The following is a 20,363-nucleotide window of genomic DNA, read 5'->3' as shown; positions in this document are numbered from 1 at the left end:
TGCAAAACATAATACAGGTGAGATACAATAACCTTTATGTGAATAATCGGGAGTGGGTATTAATGAGTAAACGCGATTACTATGAAGTGCTCGGTGTGAGTAAAAGCGCCTCTAAAGAGGAGATAAAAAAGGCATACAGAAAGCTTTCAAAGAAATACCATCCAGATATTAATCCAGATGCAGATGCTGCAGAGAAATTCAAAGAAGTGAAAGAAGCTTATGAAGTGTTAAGTGACGATCAAAGAAAAGCTCATTATGATCAGTTTGGTCATGCGGATCCAAATCAAGGGTTCGGAGGCGGCGGAGCTGATTTTGGTGGCTTTGGCTTTGAAGATATTTTTGACACTTTCTTTGGAGGTGGTGGTCGTCGTCGACGTGATCCAAACGCGCCTCGCCAAGGATCTGATTTGCAATATACGATGACTATTTCGTTTGAAGAAGCGGCATTTGGAAAGAATACTGATATTGAAATACCTGTAGAAGAAAGCTGTGATACATGTAATGGTACAGGTGCTAAACCAGGTACGAAGGTTGAGACTTGTTCACACTGTCGTGGAACTGGGCAAGAAAGTGTCGAACAAAATACACCATTTGGTCGCATTGTAAATAGAAGAACATGTTCTAGCTGTCAAGGAACAGGTAAGTCAATTCCTAATAAATGTACTTCTTGTGGCGGTAATGGCCGCGTGAAGAAGCGCAACAAAATTTCTGTGAAAGTACCAGCTGGTATCGATGATGGACAACAATTACGTGTTGCAGGTAAAGGGGAAGCTGGAATAAACGGTGGACCTCCAGGTGACTTATATATCGTTTTCCAAGTACGTGAACATGAATTTTTTGAAAGAGATGGCGACGATGTATATTGTGAAATGCCGATAACTTATGCGCAGGCTGCACTAGGCGATGAAGTGGAAGTTCCAACTCTACATGGAAAAGTAAAATTAAAAATTCCTGCAGGCACGCAAACAGGTACAAACTTCCGTTTACGTGGAAAAGGAATTCAAAATGTTAGAGGTTACGGACAAGGAGATCAACATATCCGCATCCGCGTCGTAACACCGACAAATCTAACGGAAAAACAAAAACAATTATTACGTGAATTTGCAGAAATTAGCGGTCAAACCCCTGATGAACAAGCTGATAGCTTTTTTGCTAAAATGAAGCGGGCTTTTAAAGGAGAATAACGAAGGATTGGAGTTGGTAGTATGAAATGGTCGGAAATTAGTATCCATACAACAAATGAAGCAGTTGAACCGATTTCGAACATTTTGCATGAATCTGGTGCGAGTGGTGTGGTGATTGAGGACCCATTTGAATTAACGAAAGAACGTGAAGATATGTATGGAGAAATCTATCAACTCAATCCTGATGATTTTCCAACAGAAGGTGTTATTATTAAAGCCTATTTGCCAGTGAACAGTTTCTTAGGTGAAACAGTAGATGCTATTAAAGAGTCTATTAACAATTTACTACTTTTTGATATTGACTTAGGGCTAAACAACATCTCAATTAGTGAGGTCAATGAAGAAGAATGGGCTACTGCATGGAAAAAATATTATAACCCCGTAAAAATTTCAGAAAAATTTACTATTGTTCCTACGTGGGAAACGTACGAACCTGTTAGCACTGATGAAAAAATTATTGAATTAGATCCAGGAATGGCCTTTGGTACAGGTACTCACCCGACAACTGTTCTTTGTATTCAAGCGTTAGAAGATACAATCAAAGGGAATGAAAAGGTAGTCGATGTAGGTACCGGTTCTGGTGTATTGTCTATCGCTGCAGCAATGTTAGACGCAAAAGAAGTGCTCGCATTAGACTTAGATGAAGTGGCTGTAGATGCAGCTAAACTTAATATTAAGTTAAATAAAGCTCAAAATACCGTTACAGTACGTCAAGGTAATTTATTAAATGGTGTAAAAGGACCGGTAGATGTAGTAGTAGCAAACATATTGGCCGAAGTTATTTTACGATTCACAGATGATGTATACAATCTGTTAACACCAGGTGGTACATTTATTTCATCTGGAATTATTCATACAAAAAAGCAAGAAGTAAAGGAAAATTTAGAAAAAGTCGGTTTTACAATACAAGAAACGATGATGATGGAAGACTGGGTTGCTTTTATTGCGAAAAAAAGATAAGTGAGGGAACATGATGCAACGTTATTTTATTAGCAACGACCAAATAAATGATAATAACATTGTAATAGTGGGAGATGACGTTCATCATATTACTCGTGTTTTACGGATGAAAACTGGAGATGAACTTTTATGCTCATGTTCAGAATCCGGGAAAACTGCTCACGCAAAAATAGTCGAAATTACCAGTGATACAGTCCAGGTAGATGTTGTAAAATGGTTGGAGACCACAAGCGAATTACCTGTTCGTGTGGCAATTGCGAACGGGTTGCCTAAAGGGGATAAATTAGAATTGGTTATCCAAAAAGGGACAGAATTAGGTGCTCATCATTTTATCCCTTTTATTGCTGCTCGTTCAATCGTTAAGTGGGATGAAAAAAAAGGTCCAAAAAAAGTAGACCGCTGGAACAAAATATCCAAAGAGGCTGCAGAGCAATCACATCGTTCCTTTATTCCTAAAGTAGAGACTCCTCTCACTTTTCAACAGCTAATGGAGAAAAGTAAAGAATGGGACTATAAAATAGTAGCCTATGAAGAGGATGCGAAGGTTGGAGAAAAATCTGCTTTTGCGACAACTTTACAAAAGATAAAACCGAACGAATCCATTCTTCTTGTTGTTGGGCCAGAAGGTGGCTTAACGGAAAAAGAAGTTGATAAATTAAAAGAGCATGGATTTATAAGCTGTGCGTTAGGTCCACGCATACTACGTACGGAAACAGCACCTCTTTACGGACTTGCTGCTATTTCGTATCAATTTGAATTACTGTGAGGTGAGCGGGAAATGTCGACTGTCGCATTTCATACATTAGGTTGTAAAGTAAACCATTATGAAACAGAAGCAATTTGGCAGCTATTTAAAGCGGAAGGATACGACCGTGTAGAATATGAACAAACTGCAGATGTTTACGTTATTAATACATGTACCGTTACAAATACGGGAGATAAAAAAAGTCGTCAAGTTATTAGACGTGCCATTCGTAAAAATCCGGATGCGGTTATTTGTGTAACAGGCTGTTATGCACAAACATCTCCGGCAGAAATTATGGCAATCCCAGGTGTTGATATTGTTGTTGGAACACAAGACCGTGTGAAAATGTTAGAGTACATTGAACAATACAAACAAGAGCGCCAACCGATTAATGGTGTTGGTAACATTATGAAATCTCGTGTTTATGAGGAGTTAGATGTACCGGCATTTACAGACCGTACACGTGCATCCCTTAAAATTCAAGAAGGATGTAACAATTTCTGTACATTTTGTATTATTCCATGGGCTCGTGGGTTAATGCGTTCTCGTGATCCAAAAGAAGTTGTAAAACAAGCACAACAATTAGTGGATGCAGGTTATAAGGAAATCGTTTTAACTGGTATTCATACTGGAGGATACGGAGAAGACTTAAAAGATTATAACTTAGCCATGCTTCTTCGCGATTTAGAAGAGCAAGTAAAAGGCTTAAAACGAATCCGTATTTCTTCCATTGAAGCAAGCCAAATTACAGATGAAGTAATAGAAGTTTTAAGGAATTCAAAAATGGTCGTTCGTCATCTCCATATTCCGCTTCAATCAGGTTCCGATACTGTATTAAAGCGAATGAGAAGAAAATATTCAATGGAATTTTTTGCGGAAAGATTAACACGTCTAAAAGAAGCACTACCTGGCCTAGCTGTTACATCTGACGTAATTGTTGGATTCCCGGGTGAAACAGAAGAAGAATTTATGGAAACATATAACTTTATTAAAGAACATAAGTTTTCTGAGCTTCACGTTTTCCCATATTCTAAACGTACAGGAACACCAGCGGCTAGAATGGAAGACCAGATTGACGAAGAAGTGAAAAATGAACGAGTTCATCGTTTAATTTCTCTATCTGATCAATTAGCAAAGGAATACGCTTCTATTTTTGAAAATGAAGTATTAGAAGTAATTCCGGAAGAGAAATTTAAAGAAGAGCCGAATAGCAATTTATATGTTGGTTATACAGATAACTATTTAAAGGTTGTCTTTGAGGCAAGTGAAGAAATGGTTGGTAAACTAGTTAGAGTGAAAATCACAAAGGCTGGTTACCCATATAATGAAGGTCAATTTTTACGTGTTTTAGAAGATGACCTTACTTCTATTAATGAAAGAATAGAAGATGTAAAATTAAGCTCCTAAACAATTAGGAGCTTTTTTCATCGTTTAGCGTACAATGTCAAATACTTTTTTTAAGTTTTTGCGTAACTCAAACACACCTACCGAAATTTACTTTTTTTCAAGTAGCGATTAACCAAGTTAGTATGAAACAGACGTCATTTTCTTGATTCAGAAATGGGTATACACTCGCTTCTTGGTCTGCATTGATGCATTCTGGCATAGAGTACAAAGTTTATTTTAACGTACTGATTCGCATTTACAGGACGAGTGGGATAAAGCTAAACGTCGAGGTCAGAGCCTCAGGAAACTGGATGCGATCTCCACTCGAACCAAAAGAATGACGCCTATTTATATTTGTTTTTAAGCAGCTATTGGTAGTGTGAGCTTTTTAATTACTTCTTCTTTGTAATTATAAGTGGGGTTATTCCACTGAAATGGTTGCTGATTTTTAAGCATTGCAAATGCAATTTTAAGGAATTTGTTTCCCATAGCGATGTAGGCTTGTCTCGTCTTTTTTCCGTTTTCTTTTAAGCGTTTATAAAAAGGTCTTAGAGCCTCATTATGAGTGGATAGAGTTTTCCCTGCATTGAAAACGGCTCTTCTTAGGTTTGCGTTCCCTTGTTTAGAAATTTGTCCGTAATAACCCTTTTCAGGTCCAGATTGCTTAATAGTTGGATTTGTTCCTGCCTTTTTAATAAGTTGACTAGCACTGGTGTAGTGCGAAAGATCGCCCATTTCACAATAAACTTCGGCAGCTGTAACAAGCCCAATACCTGGAACAGTTAGGAGAAGCAAGCCGTCTGTATCAATGAAAATTCGCTCAATTTCTTGTTCATAGGCTTTAATGTTCTCAGTATGCCATTGATAGTCCTTAAGCTTTTGTTTTAAGATAAAGAGCTCGCTAGAAAGTTCTTCGATGGGTTTCGAAACACTTTCACTCGCAGCGAAAAGTAGTTTTTCAATAGTGGTATTACGCAACTTTAAGTTGTACTCCTTGGATAATTTGCGTAAGCCAAGTTCTCCTAATTCTAGTAGTTGAGAAGCGTGCGGAAAGTTAACTAGTAGATGTAAACTTGCTTTCCCCCAAAAATCACTAAAGATGTTTTTTGTTTTCACTTTACCATCCACTAAAACGCTATATCCCTGGTATTCACGCCAGATATGATCATGAATAGCACGAATTTCAACCTTGATACGAGAACGTTTGTTAACTTCATTTCTTCTAGCACGTGTAAGATGTTGGAGTTGTTTATAATGCCCTGTAGGCAGTTTAGCATTAGTCGCTTTATTACCAATTAAAGCCTCGGCAATTAAATACAAATCTATGTCATCAGTTTTCGTATAAGTAAGATGTTGTTTTCGTTCTTCGTGCGTAGAAGCAGGATTAATAATGTGAACAGAATATCCTGCATCTGTTAAGATTCGAACAATATCTTCATAATAATGACCCGTCGCTTCTATACCTACAAAAACCTTTTCTGCTTGACAAAACTTTTGAGCAGTCTCTATCTTATCAAAAAGATACCTAAATCCACCCTGACTAACCATAAAGGAAAATGGGGTTTGGATGACTTCTCCAAAATAATTTAGAATCATGGACTTCTGTAAAACCTTTGAAACATCGATAGAAACAATCAATACTTTCTCTAAATCAGCACCTCTAAGTTCTTTTGCGAATTGACTTCTTCTTAATCCTTGTTTACCATTAAGTAGTCTCATTGACTATGACCTCCTTTGGATGGGTGGGTGATTGAGTAAACTTGGTTAAGTACTTCAATCGTAGCATAGTCATGGGACTTTTTTGTGTCCGAAAATATTATTTCATACACCAGGAAATTATAAAAGTGGAAAGTTGTGGATAACTACTAACTTTGTGTTGCTACATCCAGCTCCGGCGCTTAGGCCCTATCAAACTTCCCTTATCCGAAGTACGATAAGTCAACATCGGCTCCTCCGTCGCCGTGTTTCCTTTATCACAACCGTAACAGTCCAGTTTGTACGGGCCTGAACGAAGCGCCTGCGCTTTTGTTCTTTCTATTCGTAATAATTCCCGGAGCCAAGACCGTCAATTATGTATCTTTTTACGGCTTTTTCATAAATAGGATCTTTACTGTCATCTATTGAAGCTGTAAAAACTGCAACAATTTTTAGTTCTGGAATGACATATAATCGTTGACCGTAAGCACCGTTTGCTAAGTAATATGAGATGTTGTTATGAGAAGCGGTGTACCATTTGTAACCATAGCCTTCTGAAATTCCAGTTATTAATTCCAATTGAGTTCTAGTACTTTCTTTCACCCAATTACTAGGAACTATTTGCTTCCCTTCCCATACTCCCTCATGTAGCATCAATGTTCCTATCTTTGCTAGATCATAAGGTTGTAAATACATTCCTCTGCCTCCATTTGGATTACCTTCCTTGTCATTCTCCCCCCACCTATATTTCGTAATATTCAATGGTTTAAACAGCTTTTCTTCTGCATAAGTAAGTGCGTCCTTCCCAGTTGATTTACCAATAATGACCGATAAGAGATAAGAAGTACCAGAATTATAACTAAAACGGGTGCCAGGGTCCGTTTCGACAGGTTGATTTAATACGTAGGGGATTCGATCGCTGAATGATCTGTATGTACTTTCATTAATTACTTCCCACTGAAGTCCTGTTCTCATCGTTAGGACATCATGAATCGTTATCTTTTTTAAATGATCGTAGTTTTCGTAATCCCTTATTTCTGGTATATATTCCTCAATACTTTGCTCTACACTTTCAATAAATCCTTCTTCAATGGCGATACCGATTAAAATAGAAACGATACTTTTTGTTATGGAGTTAATTTGATAAAATGAATCATTTGAATGAGGCTCTAAAGGCAAGTTTCTAAAAGCGTGATCTTCAATAATTTCCCCATTTTTAATAATAAGCATCGTTTGTACCCCGTCTTTACTCTCAAGCTCTTTGTACAATAGCTCCTGGTTACTAGGTTGGTTAATAAAATATAAATAAGCACCAGCTACTAAACAAATAAAAAAGAATAAAAATAAAATTGTGTTTTTCATTAAATCCCCCTTTGCGAATAATTCAAAATATTTAGGAAATATTTAGCAATATTGTATTATTTTCGTAACGGATTGTAAATATGTAATATTAAATTAAAATTTTTCATTCTTTCGGGTAATAATAATTGTGTAGTATACAAATATTGATATAAATGATATCATGTTAGAGGTCAGACCTTTTAAATTGGAAGGAGTACATAAAATGAATCAAGAATTAGCAAATATGATCGACCATACATTATTGAAAGCGGATGCAACGAAAGAACAGGTAGAGAAACTATGCCAAGAGGCAAAAGAGTATAATTTTGCTTCCGTTTGCGTAAATCCTACTTGGGTAAAAACTTGTGCGGATTTATTAAAGGATAGTGAAAGCGTAAAAGTTTGTACGGTTATCGGCTTTCCTCTCGGTGCAACTACTCCAGAAGTAAAAGCTTTTGAAACAGCGAATGCAATTGAAAACGGTGCAACGGAAGTAGATATGGTAATTAATATTGGTGCACTAAAAGATGGCGATGACGAATTAGTTGAACGTGATATTCGCGCAGTTGTAGACGCTGCGAAAGGAAAAGCGTTAACGAAAGTAATTATTGAAACCTCCCTTTTAAATGACGAGGAAAAAGAAAGAGCTTGTAAACTAGCTGTTGCAGCTGGAACTGATTATGTAAAAACGTCAACTGGTTTCTCTACTGGTGGTGCAACTATTGAAGATATTGCACTAATGAGAAAGACTGTTGGACCAGAAATTGGTGTTAAGGCTTCCGGTGGTGTTCGTGACACAGAAGGTGCAAGAGCTATGGTAGAAGCAGGAGCTACTCGTATTGGAGCTAGTGCAGGGATTGCGATTGTAAAAGGATTAGAATCTAATAGTGATTATTAGAAACATTCGCTAGTCAGGAGTTCTCGTGACGAAGCGCTTCATGTAAAAAACTCGCTTTCATCAAAGCGAGTTTTTCACGTATGAAGCTTTGTGACAAACTTTGCGAACGGCTTTACAAGTGGTAAAGCAATTACAGAACATAACACGTTGAAAATTAAACTTGCATGAGCTAACTGTACCTCGGGGCTTGAAGCAAGGTTCATTACGATATCACTCATCCCATTTATAAGGGGAAGAAACGCTAACACTCCAATAACATTCAACCAAACGTGTGCAAAAGCAACTAGTTTTGCTTCTTTAATGGAGCCGATACAGGCTAAAATAGCAGTTACACATGTACCGATGTTTGCTCCTAACATGATGGCAATCCCTGTTTGGATGGTTAGAATGTCATTCGTAAGAAAGCTCATACTAATACCAATAGTAGCAGTACTAGATTGAATAATAGCGGTAAGAACTGTCCCGATAAACGCTCCAAAGAGTACCGTTTCGTTTGCCTCTAAAATAAATGATTGGACCGCTGGAATTACCGACAGTGGAAAAGCTAGTTTTTCAAAGCCATTCATTGCAACAAAAAGACAGCCTAACCCAAAAAGGGTAGTACCGATACTAAATATTACTTTCTTCTTAGATATCATTAAAAGTACCCCAACTATTAAGAGCGGGACGATATACGAATCTATATTAAAAGTAATAAGTTCAGCTGTAATAGTTGTCCCAATATTTGTTCCAAGCATAACCCCAATCGATTGATAGAATGATAAATACCCGGCGGCTACTAAGCCAATTGTAATAACCATAACAGCCGAACTACTTTGAATGATCGCAGTTATTCCAGCCCCGACCAACATTCCTTTCCATGGCTTGTCTGTTACAGCAAGCAACCACCCTTGTAATTTGTTTTCAGATAAATGATAAAGTCCTGTTCGCATCGAAGTCATACCGAAAAGAAAAATAGCTAAGAAGACAGCAAATAACGATATAATAGATATCAAATCACACCACCTCTACTTCCATATATATGGACAAGTACAAAATCAATGACAAGAAGTTTACGAAGAAAGGAGTTTTTTATTTGCGAAAAAGGATAGGTAATACAGTTATGCATAGCTATCCAGGTATGGTAGCAATTGTGACAGCTGAATGGAATGGAGAACGAAACGTAATGGCTGCTGGCTGGCATACATATATTTCTTACGAGCCACCGATTTACGGAGTAGCGGTTGCTAAAGAGAGATACACGCACCATTTAATCGAAAACAGCAAGCAATTTGCGATTAATTTTGTACCTGCAGAAAAGGCGGAAATCATTCAATTTGTTGGTTCAAATTCAGGTGGAAACTTAGACAAATTTGCGCAACTATCTTTTACAAAAGGCGAGACAATTGAAGCCCCAATATTGAAAGATGCATATATTGCTTATGAATGTAAAGTAATTGATCAAAATACATACGGCGATCACGATTTTTTTGTCGGTGAAATTACATGCTTTTATAAAGATGTTTCCTTATTTACACAAGACGGCTTACCACAGTGGGAGAATTTGAATATCCCATTATACTTAGGTCGATCCAAATATTTAATTGCAAATGACCGTGCTACCATCGTCGATTTATATAAAAAGTAAAGGACAAATTCACGTAATGTTCATTGTTTAAGCGAATAATGTTGACCTTAAAAGATGAATATATTATACTTGAACAGTACATGTTCTATTGTTTTTCATTGGAACATGTTTATTGTTGATAATGCAAGTGGTTGTTCTGGAGGGAGGGAATTAGAATGTCTAAAACTGTAGTTCGTAAAAACGAATCGTTAGAAGATGCTCTTCGCCGTTTCAAACGCTCAGTTTCCAAAACTGGTACGTTACAAGAAGCGAGAAAGCGTGAATTCTATGAAAAGCCTAGCGTAAAGCGTAAGAAGAAGTCTGAAGCTGCTAGAAAGCGTAAATGGTAAAAAGAGGGTGTAAGTAATGAGTCTTCTCGAACGTTTAAACTCTGATATGAAACAAGCAATGAGAGATAAGGATAAAGAAAAACTTTCTGTTATTCGTATGGTAAAATCTACATTGCAAAATGAAGCAATTAAGCTCGGTAAAGATTTGTCTGAAGACGAAGAACTTACTGTTTTGTCTCGTGAATTAAAGCAACGTAAAGACTCCCTCCAAGAATTTGATAAGGCCGGTCGTGAAGACTTGGTTCATAAATTACAGGCGGAAATTAAAATTGTCGAACACTATATGCCAGAACAGCTTTCAGAAGAAGAAATTACAGCGATTGTGAAACAAACAATTGCTGATGTAAATGCTTCCTCTAAAGCGGAAATGGGTAAAGTAATGGGCGCGCTTATGCCGAAAGTAAAAGGTAAAGCAGATGGAAGCCTCGTAAATAGGATTGTCCAACAACATCTTTCATAACAAATGAAAATAGCACCTTACCTTGTAAGGTGCTATTTTTTCATAAACACGGTAAAATACATAATAGGATGTTCATATTTTTTGAAACCTTTTCCGCCATGCTGCGTATTACTTAGTATGATTGGAAATCCTATATACAGTTGGAGGGAGGTACGTTCATTCATGAGAAAGTTTTTTCGAATGAGTTCATTATTTACGTTGTTATTAGGTATAATTCTTCTTATTCCTTCGTTAATCCCTAGTAAGACAAGCGGAGCTGAACCAGTTGTTCACGTAATTCCGGTACATGATACAGTAGAAAAAGGGTTAATGATGTTTATGGAGAGATCGATAAAAGCAGCTGAACAAGATGCAGCTGATTTAATCGTTTTCAACTTGCATACTCCAGGTGGTGCTGTTGATGCAGCAACTGACATAGCAAGAATTATACATTCTACTGATATTCCTACCGTTTCATTTGTAAATACTTGGGCTATTTCAGCTGGAGCATATATTGCTCTAAATACAGATCAAATTTATTTTGCACCAGGTGGGAAAATGGGAGCAGCTGCTGTTATTACTCAAGATGGAAACGCGGCAGATGATAAAGCGCAATCCCTATGGTTAAGAGAAATGAGAGATGCCGCAGAACATAATGGCAGGGATCCTAAATATGCGGAGGCAATGTTAGACGTGGATGTAGATGCTTCGGAAGTTGGTGCACCTACAGGTAAATTACTAACATTAGGACCAACTACTGCATTAGAAGTAGGCTATTCCGAAGGTACTGTTACAAGTTTAGAAGAACTTTTAAAGACACTTGGCTTGGAAAATGCAAATATTGTGGAAGCAGAAGTTTCGTTTGCTGAAAAAATAGCTCGTTTTATTACGAACCCGATGGTTGCATCTATTCTAATTACAATCGGATCACTAGGCTTAGTTCTTGAGTTATACTCACCAGGCTTCGGAATTCCGGGTGCAATGGGAGTTAGTGCATTATTATTGTTTTTCTATGGACATCTAGTAGCGGGATTAGCAGGAATGGAAACTTTAATTCTATTCATTTTAGGTATTGTGCTCATTGTGCTAGAGTTATTTGTACCAGGAGGAATTTTAGGTATTATCGGTCTAGGTGCCGTTATTACTAGCTTCTTCCTCGCAACAGATGATGTTATGCAAATGGGAATGTCCCTACTATTTGCGTTAACAGTGACGATTATTGTGATGGTTATTATATTTAAAGTATTCGGCAAAAGAATACGAGTATTTGACCGTATCGTTTTAAGAGACTCGACAAGTACAGAGCAAGGATATATTTCCAACATATCAAGGATAGATCTCGTTGGACAAAAAGGAAAAACATTAACAACGTTAAGACCTTCTGGTACAGCTATTATCAATAATGAGAGAATAGACGTGGTAACGGAAGGAACGTATATTGATGCAAATAAAGATATTACAGTAGTAAAAGCTGAAGGCTCACGAATAGTTGTTCGTGAAATCTCTTCATCTAAATAAATTTTTTATTAACGAAAGGTAGGTAATCACATGCAAGATCCAGGAACTTTAATCGTTCTCGTAGCGATTGCGTTAGCTATTATCTTTTTAGCTGTTTTATTAACATTCGTACCAGTAATGCTGTGGATTTCCGCATTAGCTGCAGGTGTACGTGTAAGTATTTTCACATTAGTTGGGATGAGATTACGTCGAGTAATCCCAAGTCGCGTTATTAATCCTTTAATTAAAGCGCATAAAGCTGGTTTAGGAGTTACTACTAACCAACTTGAAAGTCACTACTTAGCTGGTGGTAACGTAGATAGAGTAGTTAATGCTTTAATTGCTGCTCATCGTGCAAACATTGAAATCAACTTTGAACGTGCAGCTGCGATTGATTTAGCAGGACGTGACGTGTTAGAAGCGGTACAAATGTCCGTTAACCCGAAAGTAATTGAAACACCGTTTATTGCCGGTGTAGCGATGGATGGTATCGAAGTAAAAGCGAAAGCTCGTATTACCGTTCGTGCTAACATCGATCGTTTAGTCGGTGGTGCAGGTGAAGAAACAGTTATAGCACGTGTTGGTGAAGGGATTGTATCTACTATCGGTTCTCAAAATGATCACAAAAAAGTATTAGAAAACCCCGACATGATTTCACAAACTGTATTATCTAAAGGATTAGACGCGGGTACTGCCTTTGAGATTCTTTCCATTGATATTGCGGATATTGATATCGGCAAAAACATTGGTGCTGAATTACAAACAGACCAAGCAGAAGCTGATAAAAAGATTGCTCAAGCTAAGGCGGAGGAACGTCGTGCAATGGCAGTTGCTCAAGAGCAAGAGATGCGCGCCCGTGTTGAAGAAATGCGTGCAAAAGTTGTGGAAGCAGAAGCAGATGTACCACTTGCTATGGCAGAAGCATTACGTTCAGGAAACATTGGTGTGATGGATTATATGAATATCCAAAACATTACTGCTGACACAGATATGAGAGACTCCATTGGTAAATTAACGGATAATAAATCTGAAGAAGATGGAAAATAATTCAAAAGGGTACTATTGTCCCTTTGTAAATAAAGAAGGGAGGCTTACTCCTTTTCATGAATATAATTGAATGGATTTTTTCGAACCCTCTAATACTGTTTATTTTAATTGGTATTCTATCTAGTCTGTTTCGGAAAAAAGGTGAAGAACAGCAACAAACGAATAAACCGAAGCCTCAGCGACAACAACAGGCTGGACAGCAAACGCAGCCACAGACTGCAAAAGAGGAAAAAGAATATAATTGGGATTTTGATATTTTTGGTGAAAAGGCCGAAGAGCTTGAAAAGCAGTTAAGAGATACTTTCTACCCTCCAAAAGAAGAGAAAGTGATGAAAGTAGAGCCTATTAGGGAGCAACCTAAAGTAGAAAGAGTGCTGGATTTTGAAATTCCGAAAGATAGTCCTATTCTACAAACAGAACTTCAAACATCAGAAGGTAAAGTGTATAAACACCACCACGAAATATCTAGAAAACAAGTTGTAAATGGGGTAATATGGTCAGAGATTCTTGGTCAACCGAGAGCCCAAAAGCCTTACCGACCACCTCACCTTCAAAGAAGAGGTAGGTAAAGAAAAAGAGACTGCTTTTGTGCAGTCTCTTTTTTGTACTCGAATAGCTCTGGCACTTAAGCCATAGCAAATTTCCTTTAACAAGCGAAAGATAACTTTTACTGTAATAGTCTTTTTTTTACAAAGTCGGAAGGGAAGCGCCTACGCTTATTCAAAGGGGGGGGAGAATTCATGTTTCTAGAAAACCTGAAGAACCAGTTACATCATAATCAATCATTATTTATCGGAGAAGAAACAGCTTTTCGTTCCGCCATATTAATACCTTTAATACAAGTGGATGATGAATGGCATATCCTTTTCGAAGTGCGTTCATTTAAGATGCGAAGACAGCCCGGTGATATTAGCTTCCCAGGTGGTCGAATTGACGCAACGGACGACTCACCGCTTGCCGCCGCATTAAGAGAAACTTATGAAGAATTAGGTGTGCTACCGAATAAAGTGAATGTTATAGGAGGATTAAGTCCTTATGTAGCTTCACCGACATTTGTTGTATATCCGTTTGTCGCAGCAGTTGATTATAAAGAAATTATCCAATGCTACAATAAAGAAGAAGTGGAAGAGGTATTTACAATACCAGTTAAATGGTTACTGAACTATAAGCCGGATATGCATTTAGTTACAGTTGAACTAAAACCTTCGCTAGATTTTCCTTTTGATAAAATCGTTAATGGGACGAACTATCAATGGGGTACTAGGTCAGTTGAAGAATGGTTTTATTATTATGACAAGTATACGATTTGGGGATTAACAGCTAGAATATTAAAACATTTTATTCATATTTTAAAAATGGATAAGTAAAGTCTTTCACACCGGTTAATTTTTGACGAGAACCGCAACTGTAAAAGCCAAGCTAGAATCATATTCTTTGGAATAAGACCTCCTTTTTTCTCATACACATGAGATGAAAGGGGGTTTTTCCATGCTCAAGAAATTCCGAGCCAGAATGAATAATTGGGTGACGCAAAATATGGAATTACCCGCAGATGTCATGATGGATCTGCCGAGGATTACAATGATAGGCCAAATACATATTTATATCGAAAACCATCGTGGGCTTTTAACTTTTTCTGAAACTGAAATAAGGCTTCTATTGAAACAGGGACAACTCCTTGTAAAAGGTGAAGCGTTTGTTATTAAGACGATTATGCCGGAAGAAATTTTACTAGAAGGAAAAATTAGTCAAGTAATTTACTTAACGGAATAAAAAGTTGGGGTGGAGAATAATGAAAAATGATTGGATTCATTTTTTTTCAGGAACAGTAAAAATAATTATAGAGGGTAAAGGGGTAGAACGATTTATTAATGATTGTATACGTGCTAATGTTTCCATTTGGAATATAAAAAAATTAGGAACAGAAAACTATACTTGTTATATTCGCCTAAAGGATGTTTCTAATTTAAGAAGAATTATTAAAAAGCATGATTGTCGCTTTCGTTTCTTAACAAGGAAAGGCCTTCCTTTCCTTGTTCAATATTCTTGGAAAAATAGTGGAATTATTGCTGGTATTGCAGCATTTTTTATTACTATATTTTTGCTTTCGAATATGGTTTGGAGTATTCAAATTAATGGTGCTAATCCTGAAACAGAACATCACATTGCCCAAGAATTGAACAAGCTAGGTGTTAAAAAAGGGAAATTTCAATTCTTTTTATTAGATCCCGAAAGTATTCAACGTCATTTAACAGACAACATTGAAGAATTAACTTGGATTGGTGTGGAGTTAAATGGGACATCCTATTCATTCGAGGTAGTAGAAAAGACAGAGCCTGGAGAAGAGGAATACGTATCTCCACAAAATTTAGTAGCGAAGAAAAAAGCGGTAATTACCGATATGTTTGTCGAAAAAGGACAACCAGTAGTATCGCGTGATGATTATGTAAAAGAAGGACAGTTACTAGTTTCTGGACTCATCGGTAGAGAAGAGGAACAGAAGGCTATAGCAGCAAAAGGAAAAGTATTTGGTGAAGTTTGGTACATGTCTACAGTAACTGTGCCATTAAAGGAAACACTTCATGTATTGACAGGAGAAAACGAAAAACAACATTATGTGAAGTTTGGAAAACTTTCTCTTCCGGTCTGGGGATTTTTTAAACCTGAATATGAAGAAATGAAGGAAGAACAGTCAGAGCGACATTTGTACTTTTGGAAGTGGAAATTACCAATATCTTATGTTCAAAAATCCCAATATGAAACAGAATTAGTACAAACAATATATAGTGAGGAAGAAGCAATTGAAAAAGGTTTATTGCTAGGAAAAGAAGAGCTTGAAAATAAATTACCCCAAGATGCGGTTATAAAAGGTGAAAAAGTTTTGCACCAAAGTTTAGAGAATGGTAAAGTAAAATTAGCTATACATTACCAAGTGATAGAAAATATAGTAAAAACAGAACCAATCATTCAAGGAGACTAAAAATGTCAGAAGGATTAGTCATGATGAATCAACAATTAGAAAATCCAAATGAAGCATTAAGCTTATTTGGGAATCAAGACGTACATTTAAAACGATTAGAAGAAGAGTTAAACGTATCGATTGTAACACGTGGAGAATCATTAAATGTTTCTGGAGAACCACAAAATGTAGAGATAGTAGATCAAATACTACAGCAACTAATTTTGGTCATACGAAAAGGAATAAAAATATCGGAGCGCGATGTTATTTATGCTGTTCAGCTAGCTCGTGAGAATAATTTACAATCTTTTCAAGATCTGTATGAAGAAGAGATTACGAAAAACGTTAAAGGGAAATCAATCCGTGTTAAAACGTTAGGACAAAGGCAATATGTTTCAGCCATTAAGAAAAATGATTTAGTTTTTGGTATAGGTCCAGCGGGTACCGGAAAAACATATTTAGCTGTAGTAATGGCTGTTAGTGCATTAAAAAATGGTAATGTAAAACGAATCATTTTAACTCGACCTGCTGTAGAAGCTGGTGAAAGTCTAGGGTTTCTACCAGGAGATTTGAAAGAGAAAGTGGATCCTTATTTACGCCCTTTATATGATGCACTCCATGACGTATTTGGGAACGAGCACACCCAACGACTTATTGAAAGAGGAGTTATTGAGATTGCACCACTAGCATACATGCGTGGCCGAACTTTAGACGATGCGTTTGTTATTTTAGATGAAGCGCAAAATACAACACAGGCACAGATGAAAATGTTTTTAACTCGTTTAGGTTTCGGTTCTAAAATGGTGATTACAGGAGATGTTACTCAAGTAGATTTACCAAAGGGAGTACAATCAGGGTTATCTGTAGCGAGGAAAATTTTAGATAACGTAAATGGTATTAAATTTATCGAATTAGAACAATCTGATGTTGTGCGTCATCCTCTTGTTGCAAAAATTATTAATGCATATGAAAAGACAAATGAAAAATAATTTAAAAGCCCCATATTTTGGGGCTATTTCAGCTGTTATAAAAGATAAAAATTTTATATGGTTATTAAAAGTCAAATGAATGGATAAAAGGAGGGAAATTATGAGAAGGAATACACCCTTTTATACATATATTAAGCGTCTGAAGAAGTTTAGATTTTATCATATTATCGTATATGCATTACTTGGTCTTATTATGTTTGCGCTAATGTATTCAAACGTAACTCCCGAGAATTTACAGCTTAGCATTGGTGATAAGGCTGACCGTAACCTACGTGCCCCTCAATTTACAATCGATACAGAAAAAACAGAAGAAAAAAGAAACGAAGCTGCTGGTGCAGTGGAGCACGTTTACGTATTGGATGAGGAAAAAGCTGTTCAACAAGTAGAGCGGATTCATATTATTATTGATTCTGTTGAGACAACGAAGCAAGAGGTAGCAAAACTAGGGGAACAAGAAGTGCTAAATGAAGAAGGCGAAATCGAAATACAACAAGTAGATATTCCTCTAGAAGAGCAAATGGCTATTCTTCAAGAAAAGCTAACAAGTAAATTGCCAAGTGATTGGAGAAGAGATATACAAGAAGAGGATTTAATTACTTTATTAAATGCTGATTTTAACCAGTTAAGTGTATTAAGAAATGCAACTATTACGGCTGTTCACAATGCGATGCAACAAGAAATATTAACGGTTGCAGACAGGGATGACGCGCGCAAGTCGTTTGAAACGGAAATGCGGATTACGAGCATTCCAGGTGATAGTGAAAACTCCATCCGTAACGTAGGAATAAACATTGGTAAAATTGCTATTATCCCTAATAAATTTTATGATTCAAAAGCTACACAAGATGAGCGTCAAGCAGCAAAAGATGCTGTAGAACCTGTTGAAATCGCTACAGGTCAGCTTCTCGTAAAAGAAGGAGAAACAATTACTAGAGAGTTGCATAGACAATTAGAAGTTGCGGGTCTTTTGAATACGAACAAATCAATTTTTTCATACGTAGGGTTAGCGTTATTAATTGCAATTATGCTTGCTTCATTAGTTTATTTATTTAACGGGAAAGAAATTAGCAGCCATAATAAAAATTCTTATTTAACGATGTATTTAATTATCTTTACTATTACACTACTTATTATGAAAGTGATAAGTCTTTTCCAACAGTTTGAAAATGCTGCTCAAATAGGCTTTATCGCACCTGTTGCAATGGGAGCAATGTTAACGAAAATGCTAATTAACGAAAGAACAGCAGTGATCACTAGTATTATTTTTGGTATTTGCGGAAGTATCATTTATAATGAATTTCCAGGTACTCTAAACTATTCTTTAGGTATTTACCTACTAGTATCATCGGTTGCAGGTGTTCTGTTTTTAAGCCAACATAACCGTAGATCAACTATTTTACAAGCGGGTATGTTCATATCCTTAATAAATGTAGGGATGATTATATCTTTATTAGCTATTAAAAATACAAATTTCTTTATGATGAATGGATTGTTAAATTTAGGAACGAACATTACGATGGCTGTTGGTTCTGGCGTTGTTGCAGCTGTTTTAACAATCGGGTTATTACCGTTTTTTGAAGCTGGATTCGGAATGCTTTCTACGATGAAATTACTAGAGCTTTCTAATCCAAACCATCCATTATTACGAAAAATACTTATGGAAACACCAGGCACTTATCATCATAGTGTGATGGTTGCTAACTTAGCAGAATCAGCTTGTGAGGCAGTTGGGGCTAATGGGCTGTTAGCAAGGGTTGCATCTTATTATCACGACATCGGAAAAACAAAAAGGCCGAACTACTTTATTGAAAATCAAATGGGGAGAGAAAACCCGCATGATAAGTTACCGCCACAAACGAGTAAAAATATTATAGTAGCCCATGCAACAGATGGGGCTGAAATATTAAGGCAACATAATATGCCAAAAGAAATTATTGATATTGCAGCAGAACATCACGGAACGAGCCTCCTGAAGTTTTTCTACCATAAAGCAAAAGAGCAAAATAGTGAAGTAGAAGAACAAGAGTATCGTTATCCAGGTCCAAAAGCACAATCGAAAGAAGCAGCTATTGTAGGTACTGCAGATAGCATTGAAGCAGCTGTTCGATCGCTAAACAATCCAACCCCTGAAAGAATTGAGACAATTGTTAAAGCAATCATTAAAGACCGGATCCAGGATGAGCAATATAGCGAATGTGATATAACGTTTAAAGAATTAGAATTAATAAGCCAGTCATTCTGTGAAACGTTGCAAGGAATATTCCATTCAAGAATTGAGTATCCAGAAGCAGCTAACAAGAAAGTGGAGGGTAAATAATGTTACAAATCGATTTAGTAGACGAAACATCACTGTTAAATGAACAACAATTTACAGGGCTAGAAGATTTGTTGCAGTTTGCGGCTGAAATGGAAAAAGTCCCTAACAATGCGGAACTCTCTGTCACTTTTGTGACAAATGAACGCATTCAAGAAATTAATCGAGAATATCGAGATAAAGACTATCCAACTGATGTTATATCCTTTGCCCTAGAAGAGATGGGAGAGGGAGAATTAGAGATTGTGTATGCGGAAGAAGTGCCGACTATCCTCGGAGATATCATTATTTCTGTTCAAAAAGCAAAAGAGCAGGCAGAGGAATATAATCATTCATTTGAACGTGAATTAGGCTTCTTAGCTGTACATGGTTTGTTACATTTATTAGGGTACGACCATGAAACGGAAGAAGAGGAAAAGGAAATGTTTCAAAAGCAAAAGGATATTTTAAACGCCTATGGCCTCAAAAGAAACTAAAAAGAGTTTTAGAGGGTCGTTATCGAAAAGTTTCTTTTTTGCACTTGAAGGATTTATGTATGTGTTAAAAAACGAAAGAAACATAAAAATCCACATTATTATTGCCATTTTTATGATACTACTCTCTCTTTACTTAAATATTTCCAAAATAGAGTGGGTTGTGTTGTTTCTTATAATAGGTGGAATGGTAGTAATAGAAATAATAAATACAGCTATTGAAAATGTTGTTGATTTAGTGACGGAAGAATTTCACCCTTTAGCAAAAATAGCCAAAGATGTTGCGGCATCTGCGGCTTTAGTCTTTGCGGTGGTTGCGGTGGTTGTTGGCATTATATTATACTTACCGTACATTGTTCAGTTAGTTAAATAAATTGAAAATTTTAAATTTTAAATTTAATTCCTAAAAAACTAATGATTTATTACTCAGTTTCATGTAAAATAAAAATTAAGTGTACCGTTGGTATACCGCTGAAAGGA

21 protein-coding genes are annotated in these 20,363 nt (G+C 36.7%); 18 read left to right on the top strand and 3 right to left on the bottom strand.

Going from position 1 to position 20,363, the window contains the following annotated elements:
- The first annotated feature begins 62 nt into the window (after positions 1–62).
- Genes dnaJ through mtaB form a run of 4 tightly spaced genes read left to right on the top strand, consistent with a single transcriptional unit; the run spans position 63 to position 4,296 of the window.
- Positions 63–1,184 (top strand): molecular chaperone DnaJ, encoded by a 1,122-nt coding sequence (gene dnaJ, locus BC6307_RS15730; RefSeq protein ID WP_066420966.1) that lies wholly within the window; start codon positions 63–65, stop codon positions 1,182–1,184.
- Between the two features lie 21 nt (positions 1,185–1,205).
- The gene (prmA, locus tag BC6307_RS15725) at positions 1,206–2,144 is read left to right on the top strand and encodes a 50S ribosomal protein L11 methyltransferase (RefSeq protein ID WP_066420968.1); all 939 of its coding nucleotides are present in this window, start codon (positions 1,206–1,208) and stop codon (positions 2,142–2,144) included.
- Positions 2,145–2,157: 13 nt separating this feature from the next.
- Complete coding sequence (locus tag BC6307_RS15720) at positions 2,158–2,910, top strand: 16S rRNA (uracil(1498)-N(3))-methyltransferase (protein ID WP_066420974.1); 753 nt, start codon at positions 2,158–2,160, stop codon at positions 2,908–2,910.
- A gap of 12 nt (positions 2,911–2,922) precedes the next feature.
- Entirely contained in the window at positions 2,923–4,296 is a 1,374-nt protein-coding gene (mtaB, locus tag BC6307_RS15715) for a tRNA (N(6)-L-threonylcarbamoyladenosine(37)-C(2))-methylthiotransferase MtaB (protein WP_066420975.1), read from the top strand.
- Between the two features lie 339 nt (positions 4,297–4,635).
- Here mtaB and BC6307_RS15710 read toward each other — a convergent pair whose 3' ends face one another.
- Complete coding sequence (locus tag BC6307_RS15710; protein WP_066422030.1) at positions 4,636–5,994, bottom strand: IS110 family RNA-guided transposase; 1,359 nt, start codon at positions 5,992–5,994, stop codon at positions 4,636–4,638.
- A gap of 315 nt (positions 5,995–6,309) precedes the next feature.
- On the bottom strand, positions 6,310–7,332 hold the full coding sequence (locus BC6307_RS15705; RefSeq protein WP_066418635.1) for a serine hydrolase domain-containing protein: 1,023 nt from the start codon (positions 7,330–7,332) through the stop codon (positions 6,310–6,312).
- 202 nt (positions 7,333–7,534) lie between these two features.
- Here BC6307_RS15705 and deoC point away from each other — a divergent pair, with 202 nt between their 5' ends.
- The gene (gene deoC / locus BC6307_RS15700; RefSeq protein ID WP_066418642.1) at positions 7,535–8,209 is read left to right on the top strand and encodes a deoxyribose-phosphate aldolase; all 675 of its coding nucleotides are present in this window, start codon (positions 7,535–7,537) and stop codon (positions 8,207–8,209) included.
- Positions 8,210–8,283: 74 nt separating this feature from the next.
- Here deoC and BC6307_RS15695 read toward each other — a convergent pair whose 3' ends face one another.
- Entirely contained in the window at positions 8,284–9,204 is a 921-nt protein-coding gene (locus BC6307_RS15695) for a Na/Pi symporter (protein WP_066418644.1), read from the bottom strand.
- An 80-nt stretch (positions 9,205–9,284) separates the two neighbouring features.
- On the opposite strand from BC6307_RS15695, the gene BC6307_RS15690 reads away from it, so the two are divergent.
- From BC6307_RS15690 to BC6307_RS15630, 13 genes are all read left to right on the top strand, one after another.
- Positions 9,285–9,836: a flavin reductase family protein gene (locus tag BC6307_RS15690; protein WP_066418646.1), complete on the top strand. Its 552-nt coding sequence runs from the start codon at positions 9,285–9,287 to the stop codon at positions 9,834–9,836.
- A 155-nt stretch (positions 9,837–9,991) separates the two neighbouring features.
- Entirely contained in the window at positions 9,992–10,165 is a 174-nt protein-coding gene (rpsU, locus tag BC6307_RS15685) for a 30S ribosomal protein S21 (protein WP_066418648.1), read from the top strand.
- A gap of 16 nt (positions 10,166–10,181) precedes the next feature.
- Positions 10,182–10,625, top strand: coding sequence for a GatB/YqeY domain-containing protein (locus BC6307_RS15680; protein WP_066418651.1), 444 nt, complete (start codon positions 10,182–10,184; stop codon positions 10,623–10,625).
- A gap of 162 nt (positions 10,626–10,787) precedes the next feature.
- On the top strand, positions 10,788–12,122 hold the full coding sequence (locus tag BC6307_RS15675; protein WP_066418653.1) for an NfeD family protein: 1,335 nt from the start codon (positions 10,788–10,790) through the stop codon (positions 12,120–12,122).
- 30 nt (positions 12,123–12,152) lie between these two features.
- A complete protein-coding gene (gene floA / locus BC6307_RS15670; protein ID WP_066418656.1) occupies positions 12,153–13,148 on the top strand; it encodes a flotillin-like protein FloA in 996 nt (331 codons plus the stop codon).
- A 56-nt stretch (positions 13,149–13,204) separates the two neighbouring features.
- Positions 13,205–13,717, top strand: coding sequence for a hypothetical protein (locus tag BC6307_RS15665; protein ID WP_066418657.1), 513 nt, complete (start codon positions 13,205–13,207; stop codon positions 13,715–13,717).
- A 171-nt stretch (positions 13,718–13,888) separates the two neighbouring features.
- Positions 13,889–14,515 (top strand): NUDIX hydrolase, encoded by a 627-nt coding sequence (locus tag BC6307_RS15660; RefSeq protein ID WP_066418658.1) that lies wholly within the window; start codon positions 13,889–13,891, stop codon positions 14,513–14,515.
- Between the two features lie 121 nt (positions 14,516–14,636).
- On the top strand, positions 14,637–14,921 hold the full coding sequence (yqfC, locus tag BC6307_RS15655) for a sporulation protein YqfC (protein ID WP_066418659.1): 285 nt from the start codon (positions 14,637–14,639) through the stop codon (positions 14,919–14,921).
- A gap of 19 nt (positions 14,922–14,940) precedes the next feature.
- Positions 14,941–16,128 (top strand): sporulation protein YqfD, encoded by a 1,188-nt coding sequence (gene yqfD / locus BC6307_RS15650; RefSeq protein ID WP_066418661.1) that lies wholly within the window; start codon positions 14,941–14,943, stop codon positions 16,126–16,128.
- Positions 16,129–16,130: 2 nt separating this feature from the next.
- Positions 16,131–17,096: a PhoH family protein gene (locus tag BC6307_RS15645; RefSeq protein ID WP_066418663.1), complete on the top strand. Its 966-nt coding sequence runs from the start codon at positions 16,131–16,133 to the stop codon at positions 17,094–17,096.
- A 100-nt stretch (positions 17,097–17,196) separates the two neighbouring features.
- Positions 17,197–19,413 (top strand): HD family phosphohydrolase, encoded by a 2,217-nt coding sequence (locus tag BC6307_RS15640; protein WP_066418666.1) that lies wholly within the window; start codon positions 17,197–17,199, stop codon positions 19,411–19,413.
- Positions 19,410–19,886, top strand: a complete 477-nt coding sequence (ybeY, locus tag BC6307_RS15635; RefSeq protein ID WP_066418668.1) for an rRNA maturation RNase YbeY — start codon at positions 19,410–19,412, stop codon at positions 19,884–19,886. Before BC6307_RS15640 ends, ybeY begins: the two co-directional genes overlap by 4 nt.
- Positions 19,867–20,256: a diacylglycerol kinase family protein gene (locus BC6307_RS15630; RefSeq protein WP_066418669.1), complete on the top strand. Its 390-nt coding sequence runs from the start codon at positions 19,867–19,869 to the stop codon at positions 20,254–20,256. The genes ybeY and BC6307_RS15630 overlap by 20 nt, the downstream gene beginning before the upstream one ends.
- The last annotated feature ends 107 nt before the right edge of the window (positions 20,257–20,363 follow it).

It is taken from the genome of Sutcliffiella cohnii, assembly GCF_002250055.1.
Taxonomy (GTDB): Bacteria; Bacillota; Bacilli; order Bacillales; family Bacillaceae_I; genus Sutcliffiella; species Sutcliffiella cohnii.
The sequence above is the reverse complement of the archived record's forward strand: the minus strand, read 5'-3'. Positions and strand labels throughout refer to the sequence as shown.